This is a genomic window from Streptomyces lydicus, from assembly GCF_001729485.1.
In the GTDB taxonomy this organism is placed as follows: Bacteria; Actinomycetota; Actinomycetes; order Streptomycetales; family Streptomycetaceae; genus Streptomyces; species Streptomyces lydicus_D.
Genome location: NZ_CP017157.1, coordinates 1,077,091 through 1,094,284, shown reverse-complemented (window position 1 = coordinate 1,094,284; position 17,194 = coordinate 1,077,091). Strand labels below are relative to the sequence as shown.

Here is a 17,194-nt window from a genome sequence, read left to right as displayed (position 1 = left end):
GGAACCTTATGAGGCGGCGGCGCGTGCCATGAACACGGCAGTCGCGGCGGGGCCGTGGACGGTGCCGCGGACGGCCGGCGCGCCGTCGGTGAGGATCTCGCACTCGGCGTAGGCGTCGGGCGCGTCGAGGGTGAGGGTGAGCATCGGCATGGCGCCCACCCCGCGTGCGTCGGTCACCACGAACCACGGCAACTCCGGCCGGGTGACCTGGATTTCGTCGCCGGATTCGCCGGGCGCCTGGACGGCGTAGGTGAGGTCGTCGACGCCGCGGCCGGTCACCCGGAAGGTGACCATGCCCTCGCCCGGTCTGTGCGGATCGTTGATCGTCATGGGGGCAGTCAACCGTCTCGGCCCGCCGCTGTACATCCGGGTTCCGGCCCTCGGCGGCGCCGGCGCCCCCGGCGTCAGAACAGCTTGCCGGGGTTGAGGATGCCGAGCGGGTCGAAGAGGTCCTTGATGCCGCGCTGCAACTCCAGCCCGACCGGGCCGAGTTCGCGGGCCAGCCACTCCTTCTTGAGGACGCCGACGCCGTGTTCGCCGGTGATCGTGCCGCCCAGTCGCAGGCCGAGCGCCATGATCGCGTCGAAGGACTCGCGGGCGCGGCGCGACTCGTCGGGGTCGGCGGCGTCGAAGCAGACGGTGGGGTGGGTGTTGCCGTCGCCGGCGTGTGCGCAGACGCCGATGGTCAGGTCGTACTTGTCGGCGATGGCGGCGGTGCCGTCGAGCATCTCCGCGAGCCGGGAGCGCGGCACGCAGACGTCGTCGATCATGGTGGCGGACTTGACCCGTTCGAGTGCGGTCAGGGTCAGCCGGCGGGCCTGGAGCAGCAGGTCGGACTCGGCGGCGGTCTCGGCGGGCACGACCTGGGTGGCGCCCGCGGCGGTGCACAGCGCGCCGACGGCGGCGAGGTCGGCGGCCGGGTCGGGGGTGTCGAAGGCGGCGAGCAGCAGCGCCTCGGTGGTGTCGGGCAGGCCCATCTGCGCCATGGCGTTGACCGCGCGGACGCTGGTGCGGTCCATCAGCTCCAGCAGGGACGGGGCGTGGCCGCGGGCCATGATCTCGCAGACCGCCTCGCAGGCGGCGGCGGTGGAGGGGAACTCGGCGGCCAGGGCGAGCTGCTGCGGCGGCTCGGGCCGGAGGGCGAGGACGGCGCGGACGACGATGCCGAGGCTGCCCTCGGAGCCGACGAAGAGGCGGGTGAGGTCGTAGCCGGCGACGCCCTTGGCGGTGCGGCGGCCGCAGCTCAGCAGCCGGCCGTCGGCGAGGACGACGTCCAGGCCGAGGACGTACTCGGCGGTCACGCCGTACTTGACGCAGCACAGGCCGCCGGAGGCGGTGCCGATGTTGCCGCCGATGGAGCACTGCTCCCAACTGGAGGGGTCGGGCGGGTAGTACAGGCCGTGCTCGTTGACCGCGCGGGACAGCACGGCGTTGACGACGCCGGGCTCGACCACCGCGATCCGGTCGACGGGGTTGATCTCGATGATCCGGTCCATCTTGACCAGGGAGAGCACGATGCAGCCGTCGGAGGCGTTGGCGGCGCCGGACAGGCCGGTGCGGGCGCCCTGCGGGACGACCGGGACGCGCAGCTCGGTGGCGGTCCGCATGACGTGCTGGACCTGTTCGACGGTGCGGGGCAGGACGACGACGGCGGGGGTGCCCGCCTCGCAGAAGCTCGCCATGTCGTTGGCGTAGGAGCCGGTGACGTCCGGGTCGGTGAGGATCGCTTCGCCCGGGAGGCCGGCGCGCAGACGTGCGATGAGGTCCATGCCCTCAGCCTCGCATCCGCGGGCCGCACACGGAAGATCGTGTACGGCCCACGGGGCAGGACCTCAGAGGTTGCCGCGCCGCTCCTGCTCGCGCTCGATGGCCTCGAAGAGGGCCTTGAAGTTGCCCTTGCCGAAGCCCAGGGAGCCGTGCCGCTCGATCATCTCGAAGAAGACGGTGGGGCGGTCCTGGACCGGCTTGGTGAAGATCTGCAGCAGGTAGCCGTCCTCGTCGCGGTCGGCGAGGATCTTCAGCTCGCGCAGCTCCTCGATCGGGACGCGGGTGTCACCGACCCACTCGCCGAGGGTGTCGTAGTACGAGCCGGGCACGTCGAGGAACTCGACGCCCGCGGCGCGCATCCGGCGGACCGTCGAGACGATGTCGTTGGTGGCCAGTGCGATGTGCTGGACGCCCGGGCCGCCGTAGAACTCCAGGTACTCGTCGATCTGCGACTTCTTCTTGGCGATCGCCGGCTCGTTGATCGGGAACTTGACCTTCTTGGTACCGTCCGCGACGACCTTCGACATCAGGGCGGAGTACTCGGTGGCGATGTCGTCGCCGACGAACTCCTTCATGTTGGTGAAGCCCATGACCTTGTTGTAGAAGGTGACCCACTCGTTCATCCGGCCCAGCTCGACATTGCCGACGCAGTGGTCCACGGCCTGGAAGAAACGCTTCTTCGGGGGCTCGACGACGGGCGGCGCGGCGACGTAACCGGGCAGGTAGGGGCCGTCGTAGCCGCTGCGGTCGACCAGGGTGTGCCGGGTCTGGCCGTAGGTGGCGATGGCGGCCAGGACGACGGTGCCGTGCTCGTCCTTGACGTCGTGGGGCTCCTCCAGGCCGGTGGCGCCGTGGGCGACGGCGTACTCGTAGGCGGCACGGGCGTCGGGCACCTCGATGGCGAGGTCGACGACGCCGTCGCCGTGCGCCGCGACGTGGTCGGCGAGGAAGCGGCCCCACGCGGTGACGGGCTTGACGACGGAGGTGAACACGAACCGGGCGCCGCCGGATTCGAGCACGTAACTCGCGGTCTCGCGGCTGCCGTTCTCCGGGCCCGCGTAGGCGACGCGCTTCATGCCGAAGGCGGTCGAGTAGTAGTGGGCGGCCTGCTTGGCGTTCCCTACGGCGAAGACGACCGCGTCCATCCCCTTGACCGGGAAGGGGTCCGCCTGCCGGGCCGTGGCGGGGGTGGTGGGCTGGGTGTGCATCGTGGTGTCTGCCATGGCCGCAGAGTCTCTCCGATCCACAAGGTGCGCAATAGTTTGTGAATCTGCTGGGCATTATGTACAGCGATCGAGGGCCCGGGGCGGGCTATCTGTACATGATGACCATCGAAATCGAGGGAGCGGACGTTGGCGATCGATCATTTGGACGGGGCGCTGCTGGAGCTGCTCGCCGAGGAGCCGCGGATCGGCGTCCTGGAGGCGTCCCGGCGGCTGGGGGTGGCCCGCGGCACGGTGCAGGCCCGGCTCGACCGGCTTCAGTCGAATGGAGTGATCCGGGGCTTCGGGCCGGACGTGGACCCCGCGGCGCTCGGCTATCCCGTGACGGCTTTCGCCACCCTGGAGATCAAACAGGGGCAAGGCAACGACGTACGGGCGCACTTGACCACCGTTCCCGAGGTGCTGGAGCTGCATACAACGACGGGACATGGGGACATGCTCTGCAGGCTGGTTGCCCGTTCCAACGCCGATCTGCAGCGGGTGATCGACCGGGTTGTGGGCTTTGATGGCATTGTGCGGGCCTCAACGGCGATCGTGATGGAAAATCCGGTCCCGTTGCGGATCATCCCGCTGGTGAAACAGGCATCGGGAGACTGACCGACCGAGGAGAGCGACGGTGAGCTTCTGGGAGTACGTCAGCAGCCGGCACGAGCAACTGCTGACGGACACGTATCAGCACGCCAGCGCGGTCTTCCAGTGCATGGTGATCGCCACGCTGCTGGGCGTCTTCATCGGCGTGGTCACCTACCGCAGCGAATGGGCGGGCAGCCTCGCCACCACGACGACCGCCACGATCCTGACCATCCCCTCGCTGGCCATGATCGGTCTGCTGATCCCGATCGTGGGCCTGGGGGTCGCCCCGACGGTGATCGCGCTGACCCTGTACGGGCTGCTGCCGGTGGTGCGCAACGCCATCGTGGGGCTGCGCGGCGTCGACCCGGCGCTGGTCGACGCGGCCAAGGGCATCGGGATGTCGCGCACCGCCCGGCTCCTGCGCGTCGAACTGCCGCTGGCCTGGCCGCCGATCCTCACCGGCATCCGGGTCGCCACCCAGATGCTGATGGGCATCGCCGCGATCGCCGCCTTCGCCTCCGGTCCCGGCCTGGGCAACGAGATCTTCCGCGGGATCGCGTCGCTGGGCAGCGCCAACGCGCTCAACCAGGTGCTCGCCGGCACGGTCGGCATCGCCGTGCTCGCCCTGCTCTTCGACGCCGCATACGTCCTGATCGGACGCCTGACCATCTCCAGGGGGATCCGTGCCTGAGACATCCGGGAACACCGCCCCGTCCGGCGCGAGCATCCGCCTGGAGAACCTGACGAAGGTCTACCCGGGGAGCACGGTCCCCGCCGTGGAGAACGTCGACCTGGAGGTGCACGCCGGCGAGACCGTGGTCTTCGTCGGGCCCTCCGGCTGCGGCAAGTCCACCACCCTGAAGATGATCAACCGGCTGATCGAGCCGTCCTCCGGGCGGATCCGGATCGGCGACGAGGACGTCACCGACATCGACCCGGTCGGGCTGCGCCGCAAGGTCGGCTACGCCATCCAGGCCAGCGGGCTCTTCCCGCACATGACGGTCGCCCAGAACATCGCGCTGGTCCCCAAGATGATCGGCTGGCCGAAAGCGAAGATCAAGAACCGGGTCGAGGAGATGCTCGACCTGGTCGGCCTGGACCCGGCCGAGTTCCACGGCCGCTATCCGCGGCAGCTGTCCGGCGGCCAGCAGCAGCGCGTCGGCGTGGCCCGGGCGCTCGCCGCCGACCCGCCCGTCCTGCTGATGGACGAGCCGTTCGGCGCGGTCGACCCGATCACCCGCGACCACCTCCAGGACGAGCTGATCCGGCTCCAGCACGAGCTGCACAAGACCATCTGCTTCGTCACCCACGACTTCGACGAGGCCATCAAGATCGGCGACCGCATCGCGGTGCTCCGCGAGCGCTCGCACATCGCCCAGTTCGACACCCCCGAAGCGATCCTCACCAACCCCGCCGACGACTTCGTCTCCGGGTTCGTGGGCGCCGGCGCGGCCCTCAAGCGGCTCAATCTGACCCGGGTGCGGGACGTGGGCGTGGTCGACTTCCTCACCGCCACGATGGACGACCCGCTGGAATCGATCTTCGATCTGCTGCGCTCCGGCACGCACAACGAACTGCTGCTGCTGGACCGCAACCGCCGCCCGTACAAGTGGCTGCGCCGCGGCGACCTCTCGCGGGCCAAGGGGACGCTGGCGCGGGCCGGGGCGCCGGTGCAGCACACGGTGACCCGGGACGCGACGCTGCGCGACGCGCTGGAGGCGGTGCTCACCGACAGCTCGGGCCGGGTCGCGGTCACCGGGCGGCGCGGGGAGTACATCGGCGTGGTCGACATGGAGACGCTGATGAACAACGTCCAGGAAATGCTGGAGGAGGACCGGCTGGAGGCGCTGGAGCACCAGCACCAGCTCGACGACCAGCACGCCCGCCGGACCCAGCAGGAGCAGGAGGGCCTGAGCGGTCCGGGCGGCCCCGAAGGGGGCACGGCGTGAGCGGCGGGGACGAGCGCGGGCCGGCGCCCGCCGGCAGCGGTTCGCGGCCGCGTGCCCACCGGCCCGGCGACCACGAGGGTTTCGCCCTCCGCGACAACGTCGAGATGGGGCAGCGGGAGCTGGCGTCGGGTGAGGCGCCCACGCCGTCCGCCGCGGCGGGCGGCCGCCGGATCAGCTGGCAGAAGTGGACGTTCATGCCGGCCTTCCTGGTCGCCTCGCTGCTGGCCACCTGGCTGTGGTTCAGCGGCGCCCAGCTGGACTCCATCGCCCACCAGGCGGTCGACAACGGCAAGGTGTGGCTGGCGCTGCGCCAGCACATCGAGCTCACCGCGATCTCCACCTTCTTCGTGCTGATCATCGCGATTCCGCTGGGTATCGCGCTGACCCGGTCCGGGCTGCGCCGGGCCACGCCGTTCGCGATGGCCGTCGCCAACCTCGGCCAGGCGGTGCCGGCCCTGGGTCTGCTGATCCTGCTGGTCATCTGGCTGGGCATCGGCGCCCGCTCGGCGATCGTCGGCATGGTCATCTACGCGGTGCTGCCGGTGCTCGCCAACACCATCGCCGGGCTGCGCGGCATCGACCCGACACTGACCGAGGCCGCCCGCGGCATCGGCATGTCGCCCACCGGTGTGCTGTCCAAGGTCGAGCTGCCGCTGGCCGTACCGCTGATCCTGGCGGGCGTGCGCACGGCGCTGGTGCTGAACGTCGGCACCGCGACGCTGGCCACCTTCGGGGGCGGCGGCGGCCTGGGCGACCTGATCTCGGCGGGCATCGTCACCCAGCGGATGCCGGTGCTGATCCTCGGCTCGGTGCTGACCGTGGCGCTGGCGCTGCTCGTCGAGTGGCTGGCCTCGCTGGCGGAGCTGCTGCTGCGCCCGCGCGGTCTGGAGGTGGCCGCGTGAGCACCCGCCGCCCGGCCGCCGCCCTCGCGCTGCTGACCGCCCTCGTCCTCGGCGGCTGCGGGCTGGTCAGCGGCAGTGCGATGACCGACAGCGTCCTGCCGGGGCCGAACGCCGGTTACCCGGACCGCCCGCTCACCGGCGCGCAGCTGACGGTGACGTCGAAGGAGTTCACCGAGCAGATCATCCTCGGCCAGATCATGGGCCTCGTCTTCGAGGCGGCCGGGGCGAAGGTCATCGACAAGACCAGCATCCAGGGGTCGATCGGCGCGCGGGAGGCGGTCAAGTCGGGCACCGCGGACGCCGCGTACGAGTACACCGGCACCGGCTGGATCACCTACCTCGGCCACACCAAGCCGGTCATCGATCCGCAGGAGCAGTGGAAGGTCGTCCGCGACGAGGACCGGAAGAACGGCATCGTCTGGCTGCCGGCCTCGCGGCTCAACAACACCTACGCGCTGGCGCTGAACCCCGCCAACTGGAAGAAGCTGGGTGTGCACACCCTCTCGGACGTCGCGGCGCTGGCCCGGAAGAACCCCGGGGCGGTGACGATGTGCGTGGAGAACGAGTTCGCCACCCGCAACGACGGCCTGCCGGGCATGGCCCGGGCGTACGGCCTGCAGGTGCCGTCGTCCAACATCCGCAAGATGACCGGCGGTGTCGTCTACACCGAGACGCAGAAGGGCACCTGCACGTTCGGGGAGGTCTTCACCACCGACGGCCGGATCAAGGCGATGAACCTGCACGTCCTCGCCGACGACAAGCACTTCTTCCCCAACTACAACGCCGCCCCGGAGATCAACGCCGCGTCCCTGAAGAAGTACCCGGCGATGGCCGAGGTGCTGGCGCCCGTCACCCGGGCGCTCGACAACACCGTCGCGCAGGAGCTGAACCGCAAGGTGGACGTGGACGGCGAGGACCCGCACCAGGTCGCCAAGGACTGGCTGCTGCGGGAGGGCTTCATCAAGGAGGGCTAGGGGGTGTCGTCGGCCCCGGGTCAGCAGCTGGGGACCGCTCCCCCGGTCCGCAGGGCCTTCAGCGCGGTCACGGCGCCGTCGAGGGTGGAGACCGGGATCAGCCGCATGCCCGGCGGCAGCTCGGCATGCGCGTCGGCGCACTCCTTGCGCGGCACCAGGAAGACGGTGGCGCCGTCGCGGTGCGCGGCCTGCGTCTTGAGCGCGACCCCGCCGACCGCGCCGACCGTGCCGCTCGCGGTGATCGTGCCGGTGCCGGCAATGGTCCGGCCGCCGGTCAGGTCGTGGCCGGTGCCGTCGCCGTTCAGCTTGTCGACGATGCCGAGGGCGAACATCAGCCCGGCGCTCGGCCCGCCGACGTCCGCGAGGCTCAGTGTGACCTTGACGTCCTTGGGGGACTTGCCGAGGTGGCCGAGCGCGGCGTCGGTGGCGGTGTCCTGCGACTCGCGCATCTGCGCGGCGTTGTGCTCGGCGATCTCCTCGGTGTTGTTGCCCACCGGGTAGACGGCCTCCTTGGGCATCACGGCCTCGTCGGTGCGCAGCCAGCCCTGGATGATGTCGGGGAGGTGGACCGAGGCGTCCGGGCCGGTGGCGACGATGGAGGTCATCCGCAGCTGGCCGCTCGTCCTGCGGGCCGGGGCGCCGGTGACGGTGATCACCGGCTTGCCCTTGTCGGTACCGAGGACGTTCGCCGTCATGCCCGGATAGGCCACCGAGTACGGCAGCGGGGCGAGGGCCGCGGTGACGAGGAGGGCGAGGACGAGGGCGGTGCAGACCGCCAGGGCGCGAGCGCGTGCAGACACCTTGCCACCCTAATTGACCCCCGCCCCACCAGTGGCGGACGGCGCTTCCGGCTCACCACACGCCCACCGCCCCTTCACACGGGCAGTGGCGCCGGGCCCCGTGCCCGGCACCTCAGCGCAGCGCCTCGGAGACCTCCCGGGCCGCGTCGACCACCCGGGGCCCGACCCGGTCGGAGACGGTGTCCGCGAGCATCACGACGCCCACACTGCCCTCGATGCCGCTCACCCCGAGCAGCGGCGCCGCCGCTCCGCTCGCGCCGGCCTCCAACTCCCCGTGGGTCAGGGCGAGTCCGGCGTCCTGGAGCCGGCCCTGGCGGGCCTTGAGGATGGCCCGGCCGGCGGCCCCGCGGTCCAGCGGATGACGGAATCCGGCCCGGTAGGCCACGTGGTAGTCGGTCCACGTCGGCTCCACGACGGCGACGGCGAGCGCCTCCGTACCGTCGACGAGGGTGAGGTGCGCGGTGGCCCCCACGTCCTCGGCGAGCGAGCGCAGCGCGGGCAGTGCCGCCTCTCTGACCAGCGGGTGGACCTGACGGCCCAGGCGCAGCACGCCGAGCCCCACCCGGGCCCGGCCGCCGATGTCGCGGCGCACCAGGGCGTGCTGTTCGAGCGTGGCCAGCAGACGGTAGACGACGGTGCGGTTGACGCCGAGCTTGTTGGACAGCTCGGTGACGGTCAGCCCGTGGTCGGTGTCGGCGAGAAGTTTGAGGACGCGCAGTCCCCGGTCGAGCGTCTGGGAGGTCTCTGCGGTCACGACGCCCCCTCCTTGTGAGTGGCGGCGCTCGACGCGACGCGCTGCGGGTCCCGGAGCAGCGCGCGCTAGAGGCCGCCGGCCGTGTGGCACCGGCTGCGCTCCGCGGCGGCGCTGCCACGGGGCGTGTGCGTGAGCGGGACAGTAGCGATCCGGTCCGGTCAGCGGAAGAGTCCGTCCAGAATCCGGGCTCCACCGACCGGAACATCCCGATTGGTCCGCCCCTCGCGGCCTCGGGTGTTTCAGGGAGGGCCAAGTCGTTGTCCGGCTGTTACGGAAGCGCCGGCCGGCGACGGAGCAGGGCGGCGCCCCCGGAAGGGGACGCCGCCCTGACGGCGGGGGGCCGGGTCACCGCATCCGGGTGGCCCACTCCCGTACCTTCTTGATCCGCTCGTTGAGCTGGCCGGCGGTGGCCTCCGCGCTCGGCGGTCCGCCGCACACCCGCCGCAGCTCGGTGTGGATCACCCCGTGCGGCTTGCCGCTCTGGTGGACGTACGCCCCCACCAGCGTGTTCAGCTGCTTCCGCAGCTCCAGCAGCTCCTTGTGCGTGACGACCGGCCGCCGCTCGGCGGGGATCTCCAGCAGGTCCGCCTCCGCGTCCGGCCGCTTCTTGCTGTGCGCGATCTGCCGGGCCTGCCGCTTCTGCAGCAGCATCTGCACCTGGTCGGGCTCCAGCAGGCCGGGGATGCCGAGGTAGTCCTGCTCCTCCTCGCTGCCCGCGTGCGCCTGCATGCCGAACTCGGCACCGTCGTAGAGCACCCGGTCGAAGACCGCCTCGGACTCCAGCGCCTCGAACGAGAACTGCTCCTGCTCGCCGGTGTCCTCGTCCTGCTCCTTGTTCGCCTCCTCCATCTCCTTCTCGGATTCGGCGTACGGGTCCTCCTCGCCGTCCTTCTTCGGCTTGTCCAGGACGTGGTCGCGCTCGACCTCCATCTCGTTGGCGAAGCCGAGCAGCGAGGGGACGGTCGGCAGGAAGACCGAGGCGGTCTCACCCCGCTTGCGGGAACGGACGAAGCGGCCCACGGCCTGGGCGAAGAACAGCGGCGTGGAGATCGTCGTGGCGTACACGCCCACCGCCAGCCGCGGCACGTCCACGCCCTCGGACACCATCCGCACCGCCACCATCCAGCGGTCCTGCCCGTGCGAGAAGTCGTCGATGCGCTGCGAGGCACCGGAGTCGTCGGACAGCACGAGGGTCGCGCCCTCGCCGGTGATCTCCCGGATGAGCTTGGCGTACGCCCGGGCCTGCTCCTGGTCGGAGGCGATGACCAGCGCGCCGGCGTCCGGGATGGACTTCCTGACCTCGGTGAGCCGCTGGTCGGCGGCGCGCAGCACGTTCGGCATCCACTCGCCGCGCGGGTCCAGCGCGGTGCGCCACGCCTGCGAGACCGCGTCCTTGGTCATCGGCTCGCCGAGCCGGGCCGCGATCTCGTCGCCCGCCTTGGTGCGCCAGCGCATGTTGCCGCTGTAGGAGAGGAAGATGACCGGCCGGACCACGCCGTCGCCCAGCGCGTTGCCGTAGCCGTAGGTGTAGTCGGCGGCCGAGCGCCGGATCCCGTCGTTGCCCTCCTCGTAGGTCACGAAGGGGATCGGGTTGGTGTCGGAGCGGAACGGCGTACCGGTCAGCGCGAGCCGCCGGGTGGCCGGCTCGAACGCCTCCAGGCACGCCTCGCCCCAGGACTTGGAGTCGCCGGCGTGGTGGATCTCGTCGAGGATCACCAGGGTCTTGCGCTGCTCGATGCGGTTGCGGTGCAGCATGGGGCGTACGCCGATGCCGGCGTAGGTCACCGCGACGCCGTGGTACTCGCGGCCCAGCGGCCCCGCGCTGTACTCCGGGTCGAGCTTGATCCCTATCCGGGCCGCGGCCTCCGCCCACTGCTTCTTCAGGTGCTCGGTCGGTGCGACGACCGTCACCTGTTGCACGACGTGGTGGTGCAGCAGCCAGGAGGCGAGGGTGAGCGCGAAGGTGGTCTTGCCGGCGCCCGGGGTGGCGACGGCGAGGAAGTCTCTCGGCTGGGTCTGGATGTACCGGTCCATGGCCGCCTGCTGCCAGGCGCGCAGCTTGTTCGCGGTACCCCAGGGCGCCCGTCCCGGGAAGGCCGGGGACAGGTGGTGGTTGTTGGTGGCGCTGGTGGTGGTAGTCACGGTCTCCGTCGGTGAACTCGGCGATCGGCAACCGCGCCAGCGTAGCCGGTCCTTGGACCGGCTCTTGCGGCCCTCCCACGTTGTTGTCCGCCCCGCCGTGCGCTTTGCGGCGCCCCCGCACGTTGTCGGCTTTCCCACCGTGCCTGTTGCTCGCCGTTGCGCCCCCACTGCCTGAAGGGCGTGGGAGGTACCCCCAGCGGCGGGCGTGGGTGGTCGGGTGCGGTGCCGCTCCTCCGGACTTCGTCCTGCGGCGCGGCCCCTCCCGTAGTGGGTGGGAAAACCTGAGTGGGGGCGAGCGTGATCCTTCACACTCACCCCCACCGACCTTCCACCTCTCCCCCCACGGGAGGGGACGGACCGCAGGACGAAGTCCGGAGGGCCGGCACCGCACCCACAGACAACCCGCCCGCCGCTGGGGGTACCTCCCACGCCCTTCAGGCAGTGGGGGAGCAACGGCGAGCAACCACCACGGCGGGAAAGCCGAAAACGTGGGAGGTCAAGCCTTCGGCTGAAGGCGGGTGGCCGTAGTCGCCCCCGCTGCCGCCACGACGGCCATCGCGGCGAAGACCGCCGTGAAGGCCGCCGGGTGGCTCGCGCCCGGTCCGGTGGGGGCCGCCGTGATCGCGCCGCCGCCGAAGGCGACGAACAGCGCGCCGCTCAGGCCGACGAAGGCGACGTTGCCCAGCGCGTCCGCCATCTGCAGGGACGCGGAATTGCTGCCGGTCTCCTCGGGGCGGGACAGCTTCAGCAGCAGGACACCGCCACTGGAGATGTTCAGGCCCATCCCGAAGCCGCCGACCGTCCAGGCCGCCGCGACGACCCAGACCGGCATCCCGTCGACCAGCGCCAGCGGCACCAGGGCGATCGCCAGCGCGAGCAGGGCCATGCCCAGGCCCATCAGCCGCTCCCGGTGGGCCTCCAGGCGCGGCCGGCTCTGCACGTACGAGCCCAGGGCCCAGGTCAGTCCGCCGCCGGTGAGGGAGAGCCCGGCGAGGGTGGCGGACAGCCCGCGCTGGGTGACCAGCATCAGCGGGATGAAGCTCTCGGCGGCGACCAGCGCCCCGGCGGCCAGTCCGCGCATCAGGACGACGGTGGGCAGCCCGCGCCCGGCGCGGAACGTGCCGCGGGGCAGCAGCCGCACGAGGGCCGGCGCCAGCAGGACCAGTCCCGCCGCCGCGGGCAGCAGCGCCGCCCAGCCCGGGCGCCGGCCCGCGTACTGGAGCAGGCCCGCGCCCACCGCGACGGCCAGCGCGAGCCGGCAGCGCCGGCTGCCCAGGACGCCCCGCACGCCGCCGCCCGGTCCCGGCCCGGTACGCGGCAGCTTGCGCAGGGCCGGCAGCATCACGGCGAGCGGCAGCAGTATCAGCACGGGGATGGCGACGAACACCCAGCGCCAGCCGAACTGTTCGGTGACGGTCCCGGCGAGCAGCGGGCCGACGATCACCGGGACCACCCAGGCCGCGGAGAACGCCGCCATGACCGACGGGCGCAGCCGCTCGGGGTAGGCCCGGCCGACCACGGCGTACAGCGAGACGATCACCAGCCCGCCGCCGAGGCCCTGCACCCCGCGGCCCGCGACGAACATCGTCATGTCCCCGGCGGCGCCGGCGATCAGCAGGCCCGCCCCGAACCCGGCGATCCCCGTGAACAGCGGCGCGAGCGGGCCGTGCCGGTCGCTCCACACGCCGGCCAGCGCCATCGCGAACAGGCTCGCCGTGAAGAACGCGGAGAAGGCGAAGGCGTACAGGCCGATGCCGTGCAGGGCGCGGGCGGCGACCGGCATCGCGGTGTTCACGGCGCTGGCCTCGAAGGCGACGAGGGAGACGACGGAGACGATGCCGAGGGTGAGGGCGCGGTGGGCCGGGGCCAGGACGCCGCCGGTGACGTCGCCGGGGTGCGCGTCGCGGGCGCGGGGCGAGGTGGAGAGGGCGGGTGGGTCAGCGGTCATCGGGCCAGCGTAAGAGCCGTAGCGGGACTGCGCCCCTGTCGCGGGGCGGGGATCGGGTCGGTCGTCGGTCCTACGCCGCGGGCCGGGTGGCGGGTCTCGGCCGGCGCCGGGCGGGCAGGCTGTCGGTATGCCGCACTTCCGTACGTATGACGATGCCGAGCTGCACTACCGCGTGCTGGGCCCGGCCGACTCACCGCTGCCGCCGCTGGTCTGCCTGGCCGGCGGGCCCGGGCGGGACGCCGCCTATCTGGGCGACCTCGGCGGCCTGGCCGCGCACCGGCAGCTGATCGTGCCCGACAGCCGGGGCACCGGCGACTCCCCCGCCGCCGACGACCCGGCCCGCTACGCCTTCCCGCAGCTCGCCGAGGATCTGGAGGCGCTGCGCGCACACCTGGGCCTGGAGCGGTTCGCACTGCTCGCGCACGACGCGGGCGCCGCGGTCGCGCAGGCGTACGCGACGGGCCGCCCGCAGCGACTGACCCGGCTGGTGCTGGTCTGCCCCGGCTCCCGGCTGCAGGGCGAACTCCCCGACGACGCCCGGGAGATCTTCGAGGCGCGGGCGCACGAGGAGTGGTGGCCGGACGCCTCCGTGGCGGTGCAGCGCCTCGCCGACGCGTCCGGGATGGACGAGGTGCGGGAGCTGCTGCTGGCCGCCGCACCCCTCGCCTACGGCCGGTGGGACGCGCCGCAGCGGGCCCATGCGGCCGCGGAGGGCGAGCAGTTGGGGCCGGTGCCGCGGGCCGGGTTCTGGCAGGGCGTGGACGAGCAGACGCGGCTGGCGGTGCTCGCCGGGCTGCGGGAGGTGACCTGCCCGGTGCTGGTGGTGACCGGCGACCGGGACGCGGTGTCCGGTATGCGGGCGGGCGCGCTGGTGGCCGCGTCGTTCCCCGACGCCCGGGTCCGGCCGCTGCACGAGGTGGGCCACTACCCGTGGGTGGACGAGCCGGACCTGTTCGGGCCGGTGGTGGAGGAGTTCCTGCGGGCGGCGTGAACGGCCCGCCCGCCCGCCGCATGAACCCCGTGTTGCGCCGCGTTGCGGCTCCGTGGCAACCCGCCCCGCTCCCTTGCCGCACCCCCTCCCCGGCGCCCTAGAGTCGGAGACGCACCGCACAACCCGGCCGTGTGCCCGAGTGGTTCAGGGGCTCGCCTGCAAAGCGAGTTACGTGGGTTCGAATCCCGCCACGGCCTCCAGTGCCTTTGCCAGGCGAAGGGAAAAGGGCGGCATCCCCTCGGGGTGCCGCCCTCTTGGCACGTTCACGCCGCTTTCCCGGTGGATCTCATCGGGAATCTCCGGGGCAAAATATCGTGGCGAACGCATCGCCGGTTTCCTTGCCGGAACTCAGGTCCTTCCCCACCACGCCCACCGAACCCCCGCAGCCGAGTGCGGGCTTCACCGTTGCCTCCCAGCTGACGAATCCCTTCTGATCCACGTCCGCCGTTCCTTGCGCCAAGGTCTTTCCCTTGCCGGTGAACACGAAATGAGCCTTGCCGCCCGGTGTGAAGTTCTCGCCGTCAACTCCCAGTGAGGTCGCATGCTTACCGGGGGCGTCGCTGCCGGCGTCGTTGCCGGCGTCAACATCTACGATGCGAGGAGAAGGCCGAGTGGACATTTTGCGATCCTTTACATCGGATGACGGCTCCCTGACCTGAATCCAGGAGAGGGAGCCTCCTCTTTCCAATGTGTACCGAATCCGGTGACGCTGCAGCTCGACCCGACGGTCAGCGGGGAAGCCCGCCACGGCCTCGATACGTGCGACGGAGGCGGCTCCCACCTGTGTGGGAGCCGCCTCCGTCGTCGTACGGGCCTGCCGGCGGCTACTGCGGGATGACCTGGGCCACCGCCGCCTGCGGGCGGATCGGGAGGCGGCCGATGGGGCGGCCGGTGGCGGCGCGGACCGCGGAGGCCACCGCCGCGGGTGAGGTGACGACCGGGACCGCGCTGGCGGGCTTGGCGCCGAACGGGGCGATCACGTCGCGTTCCTCGACGAGCTGGACGATGCGGATGTCGGGGGCGTCGAGGGCGGTGGGCAGGGCGTAGCCGGTGAGGTCGGGGTGACGGACCTGGCCGCGGGTGGTGCGGAGGTTCTCCATCAGGGCGGCGCCCAGGCCCTGGGTGACACCGGCCTCGATACGGGCCCGCAGCTGGCGCGGGTTGAGGACCCGGCCCACGTCCTGCGCGACGGTCATCTCCACGACCCGGATCGTGCCCAGTTCGATGTCGACGTCGGCGACGCAGCGGATCGCGCAGAAGGCGAGGCCGACGAACGCGTCGCCCTGGCCGCTGTCGTCCAGCGGCTCGGTGGGGTGCGGCCGGCACTGGGCGGTGGCCCACAGCTCCTTGCCGTCCAGCGCCTCGGCGACCGTCGTGCTGAGCACCCCGTCGTACGAGGTGATCTTGCCGTCGTTGATCTGGAGGAGTTCGGTGGACATGCCGAACTTGTGGGCCAGCGGCTGCAGGAGCTGGGTGCGGACCATCTTGGCGGCGCGTTCGACGGCGCCGCCGGAGACCCAGGTGTGCCGGCCGTGGCAGGCGGCGCCGGCCGGCGGCTGGTCGGTGTCGACGGGAGCGACGTGCACCTCGTCGATGCCGAGGGTCTCCTGCACGATCTGCCGCGCCAGGGTGGAGAACCCCGAACCGGTCTCCACGGCCGCGCAGATGACGGTGGCGACCGAACCGCTGACCTTCACGGTGGCGGTGGAGACCTCGTCGGTGCCCTCCGCGCCGAGCATGTGCACCATGCCCAGCGCGTAGCCGACGCCGCGCCGCACCGCCCCCGGCTCCCCCGCGCCCTCCGGGCCGCCCGGGAGCAGCCACTCCGCCTCGGGGGCGTCCTTGGGCAGCTCGGGCAGCGGCGCCTCCTTCACGGCGCGCAGGAGTTCGGCGACGGGGGCCGGGCAGGTCACCGTCTGCCCCGTGGGCAGCAGGTCGCCGGTGGCCATGACGTTGCGCATCCGCAGCTCGTCGGGCTCCAGGCCCAGCCGGGCCGCCAGCTTGTCCATCTGGCCCTCGTAGGCGGCGCAGACCTGCAGCGCGCCCTCACCGCGTACGTGGCCGGAGGGCGGGTTGTTGGTGCGCACCGCCCAGCCGTCGACGACCGCGTGCGGGACGACGTACGGGCCGCAGGAGAAGGAGACCGCGGCGGCCAGCGCGTCGGCGGAGGTGTCCGCGTAGGCGCCGGCGTCCATGAGGATCTGCGCCTCCACCTTGACCAGCTTGCCGTCGGCGTCCGCGTGGTGGCGGTAGCGCAGCAGCGTGGGGTGGCGGTGGGCGTGGGAGAGGAAGGACTCCTCGCGGGTGGCGGCCAGTTTGACGGGGCAGCCGGTGCGCAGCGCCAGCAGGCCGAGCGGCAGCTGGATGCCGGGGTCCTCGCGGTCGGCGGTGGCGCCGGGGACGCCGGTCACCACGACCTTGACCTGCTCCGGTTCCAGTCCGAAGGAGGCGGCGGCCAGCGCGCGGTCGGTGTGCGGGTCGGTGGAGGCGGTGTAGATCTCCACCCCGCCGTCGGGGCGCGGCACCGCGAGCCCGGCCTCGGCCCCGATGGGCGCGGGGTCCTGGCGGCCGATGCGGTAGAGCCCCTCGACCATCACCTCGCCGACGGCGTCGGGGTCGCCGAAGCGGAGCGGGATGTGCCGGATGAGGTTGCCGTCCGGGTGCAGCGGCTCGGCCTCGAAGGCGAGTTGGGGGTCGGTGACGGCGTCCAGGACCTCGTACTCGACGGCGATGGCGGCGGCGGCGAGCCGTGCCGTGTCGGGGTGGTCGGCGGCCACCGCGGCGATCGGCTCGCCGTGGTGGCGGACCTCGTCCCTGGCGAAGACCGGGCGGTCGGCGGTGCCCCGGCCGTGGCCCGCGTCCCCGGGGACGTCCTCGTGCGTGACGACGACGCGCACGCCCGGCATCTCCGCGGCGTGCTGGGTGTCGAGGGACAGGATGCGGGCGCGCGGGTGCGGCGAGCGCAGCACCGCCGCCCACAGCAGCCCCTCGGCCCACAGGTCGGCCGCGTAGGGGAAGGTGCCCTCGGTCTTCGCCGGCGCGTCGGCGGACGGCAAGGAGACGCCCAGGCCGTGCAGGGGCTCCTCGACGGGGACCGGGGTGCCCGCCGCGGGGGTCGCGGTGGCGGCGCCCGCGCCGTCGGACGTGCCGGTCACGCCTCCCGTGCTCCGC

General features: G+C 72.3%; 15 protein-coding genes and 1 tRNA gene. 7 read left to right on the top strand and 9 right to left on the bottom strand.

Annotated elements, in window-relative coordinates:
- Positions 1 to 6: 6 nt before the first annotated feature.
- From SL103_RS04690 to hppD, 3 genes are all read right to left on the bottom strand, one after another.
- Positions 7 to 330: a hypothetical protein gene (locus tag SL103_RS04690; RefSeq protein ID WP_069567506.1), complete on the bottom strand. Its 324-nt coding sequence runs from the start codon at positions 328 to 330 to the stop codon at positions 7 to 9.
- Positions 331 to 404: 74 nt separating this feature from the next.
- Positions 405 to 1,769, bottom strand: a complete 1,365-nt coding sequence (locus SL103_RS04685; RefSeq protein WP_069567505.1) for an FAD-binding oxidoreductase — start codon at positions 1,767 to 1,769, stop codon at positions 405 to 407.
- Between the two features lie 63 nt (positions 1,770 to 1,832).
- The gene (gene hppD, locus SL103_RS04680; RefSeq protein ID WP_069567504.1) at positions 1,833 to 2,990 is read right to left on the bottom strand and encodes a 4-hydroxyphenylpyruvate dioxygenase; all 1,158 of its coding nucleotides are present in this window, start codon (positions 2,988 to 2,990) and stop codon (positions 1,833 to 1,835) included.
- Between the two features lie 129 nt (positions 2,991 to 3,119).
- On the opposite strand from hppD, the gene SL103_RS04675 reads away from it, so the two are divergent.
- From SL103_RS04675 to SL103_RS04655, 5 genes are all read left to right on the top strand, one after another.
- The gene (locus tag SL103_RS04675) at positions 3,120 to 3,587 is read left to right on the top strand and encodes an Lrp/AsnC family transcriptional regulator (protein WP_069567503.1); all 468 of its coding nucleotides are present in this window, start codon (positions 3,120 to 3,122) and stop codon (positions 3,585 to 3,587) included.
- 19 nt (positions 3,588 to 3,606) lie between these two features.
- Positions 3,607 to 4,254 (top strand): ABC transporter permease, encoded by a 648-nt coding sequence (locus SL103_RS04670; protein WP_069567502.1) that lies wholly within the window; start codon positions 3,607 to 3,609, stop codon positions 4,252 to 4,254.
- Positions 4,247 to 5,512 (top strand): betaine/proline/choline family ABC transporter ATP-binding protein, encoded by a 1,266-nt coding sequence (locus tag SL103_RS04665; RefSeq protein ID WP_069567501.1) that lies wholly within the window; start codon positions 4,247 to 4,249, stop codon positions 5,510 to 5,512. The genes SL103_RS04670 and SL103_RS04665 overlap by 8 nt, the downstream gene beginning before the upstream one ends.
- A 104-nt stretch (positions 5,513 to 5,616) precedes the next feature.
- Positions 5,617 to 6,414 (top strand): ABC transporter permease, encoded by a 798-nt coding sequence (locus SL103_RS04660; RefSeq protein WP_244304141.1) that lies wholly within the window; start codon positions 5,617 to 5,619, stop codon positions 6,412 to 6,414.
- Positions 6,411 to 7,388, top strand: a complete 978-nt coding sequence (locus tag SL103_RS04655; RefSeq protein ID WP_069567499.1) for a glycine betaine ABC transporter substrate-binding protein — start codon at positions 6,411 to 6,413, stop codon at positions 7,386 to 7,388. Before SL103_RS04660 ends, SL103_RS04655 begins: the two co-directional genes overlap by 4 nt.
- A 20-nt stretch (positions 7,389 to 7,408) precedes the next feature.
- On the opposite strand, the gene SL103_RS04650 is transcribed toward SL103_RS04655, so the two are convergent.
- The 4 genes from SL103_RS04650 to SL103_RS04635 all read right to left on the bottom strand — a co-directional run bounded on the left by SL103_RS04650 (position 7,409) and on the right by SL103_RS04635 (position 13,032).
- Positions 7,409 to 8,188, bottom strand: a complete 780-nt coding sequence (locus SL103_RS04650) for a S16 family serine protease (protein WP_069567498.1) — start codon at positions 8,186 to 8,188, stop codon at positions 7,409 to 7,411.
- Positions 8,189 to 8,300: 112 nt separating this feature from the next.
- Entirely contained in the window at positions 8,301 to 8,942 is a 642-nt protein-coding gene (locus SL103_RS04645; protein WP_069567497.1) for an IclR family transcriptional regulator, read from the bottom strand.
- 345 nt (positions 8,943 to 9,287) lie between these two features.
- On the bottom strand, positions 9,288 to 11,084 hold the full coding sequence (locus SL103_RS04640; protein ID WP_069567496.1) for a DEAD/DEAH box helicase: 1,797 nt from the start codon (positions 11,082 to 11,084) through the stop codon (positions 9,288 to 9,290).
- Positions 11,085 to 11,580: 496 nt separating this feature from the next.
- Positions 11,581 to 13,032 carry an MFS transporter gene (locus tag SL103_RS04635; protein WP_069567495.1) on the bottom strand — a complete coding sequence of 484 codons (1,452 nt, stop codon included), beginning with the start codon at positions 13,030 to 13,032 and terminating at the stop codon, positions 11,581 to 11,583.
- 127 nt (positions 13,033 to 13,159) lie between these two features.
- Between SL103_RS04635 and SL103_RS04630 the strand changes: the two genes are divergently transcribed.
- Both SL103_RS04630 and SL103_RS04625 read left to right on the top strand, forming a co-directional pair.
- Positions 13,160 to 14,023 carry an alpha/beta fold hydrolase gene (locus tag SL103_RS04630; RefSeq protein WP_069567494.1) on the top strand — a complete coding sequence of 288 codons (864 nt, stop codon included), beginning with the start codon at positions 13,160 to 13,162 and terminating at the stop codon, positions 14,021 to 14,023.
- Between the two features lie 125 nt (positions 14,024 to 14,148).
- A tRNA-Cys gene (locus SL103_RS04625) sits at positions 14,149 to 14,223 on the top strand.
- A gap of 86 nt (positions 14,224 to 14,309) precedes the next feature.
- Here the strand turns inward: SL103_RS04625 and SL103_RS37620 are convergent.
- Complete coding sequence (locus SL103_RS37620) at positions 14,310 to 14,642, bottom strand: hypothetical protein (RefSeq protein WP_164492750.1); 333 nt, start codon at positions 14,640 to 14,642, stop codon at positions 14,310 to 14,312.
- A gap of 205 nt (positions 14,643 to 14,847) precedes the next feature.
- Positions 14,848 to 17,178: a xanthine dehydrogenase family protein molybdopterin-binding subunit gene (locus SL103_RS04620; RefSeq protein WP_069573411.1), complete on the bottom strand. Its 2,331-nt coding sequence runs from the start codon at positions 17,176 to 17,178 to the stop codon at positions 14,848 to 14,850.
- Between the last annotated feature and the right edge of the window lie 16 nt (positions 17,179 to 17,194).

Excerpts from the sequence above, each read along its gene's own strand:
- SL103_RS04690 (WP_069567506.1), bottom strand. The coding sequence starts at position 330 with ATGACGATCAACGATCCGCACAGACCGGGCGAGGGCATGGTCACCTTC.
- SL103_RS04685 (WP_069567505.1), bottom strand. The coding sequence starts at position 1,769 with ATGGACCTCATCGCACGTCTGCGCGCCGGCCTCCCGGGCGAAGCGATC.
- hppD (WP_069567504.1), bottom strand. The coding sequence starts at position 2,990 with ATGGCAGACACCACGATGCACACCCAGCCCACCACCCCCGCCACGGCC.
- SL103_RS04660 (WP_244304141.1), top strand. The coding sequence starts at position 5,617 with ATGGGGCAGCGGGAGCTGGCGTCGGGTGAGGCGCCCACGCCGTCCGCC.
- SL103_RS04635 (WP_069567495.1), bottom strand. The coding sequence starts at position 13,032 with ATGACCGCTGACCCACCCGCCCTCTCCACCTCGCCCCGCGCCCGCGAC.
- SL103_RS04630 (WP_069567494.1), top strand. The coding sequence starts at position 13,160 with ATGCCGCACTTCCGTACGTATGACGATGCCGAGCTGCACTACCGCGTG.
- SL103_RS37620 (WP_164492750.1), bottom strand. The coding sequence starts at position 14,642 with ATGTCCACTCGGCCTTCTCCTCGCATCGTAGATGTTGACGCCGGCAAC.